Origin of the sequence: Clostridium sp. KLE 1755 (genome assembly GCF_000466465.2) — a bacterium.
In the GTDB taxonomy this organism is placed as follows: Bacteria; Bacillota; Clostridia; order Lachnospirales; family Lachnospiraceae; genus Eisenbergiella; species Eisenbergiella porci.
This window is the reverse complement of sequence record NZ_KE992728.1, coordinates 1-589: the sequence shown is the minus strand read 5'-3', so window position 1 is coordinate 589 and position 589 is coordinate 1. Positions and strand designations below refer to the sequence as shown.

The following is a 589-nucleotide window of genomic DNA, read 5'->3' as shown; positions in this document are numbered from 1 at the left end:
ATCAGCCCTATGGCTCCCTCTTTCAGTTATATAAGAGCGAGTTCCTCGACCAGTCCGTCTCCAAAGGGCTCATTACCCCTGACTCCCTTGCACTAGCCGGGGACGGAACTCCGGTTGTCACTTCACACAGGGAACGTAAGCACCGCATCTGCGATTGTGCTTCAAAAGGGATTATGGACTGCAAATGTGACCGCTGCTTCTCACAGCCTGACTGCGATATTGGCTGGGATTCTTCCAGAGACTGCTGGTATCACGGCTATGACCTATATATGCTCGTTGCTTCCGATTCTGAGAGCGACCTGCCTGTTTTCCCGCTGCTCTCACCGGCTTCCACTCATGACTCCCACGGATTCCTGCATTGCTTTTTTCGGATGAAATGCTTTCTCTCTGGCTATCACGTCACAAAGCTGCTCCTTGATTCTGCACATGACGCAATGCCCTACTACGAATACTGCAGGCGTGCACATATCACTCCTTTTATTGACCTGAATGAAAAACGCGGAATCAAACTGCCCTACAAGAACGACTTTATTATTGGCAAAGATGGGGTACCTGTGTGCAGGGAAGGCAGACGCATGAACCATGACGG

1 protein-coding gene is annotated in these 589 nt (G+C 50.6%); it reads left to right on the top strand.

Annotation, left to right across the window (positions count from 1 at the left end):
• The coding region (locus HMPREF1548_RS30055; RefSeq protein ID WP_035322590.1) for a hypothetical protein at positions 1-589 on the top strand (589 nt) is incomplete at both ends.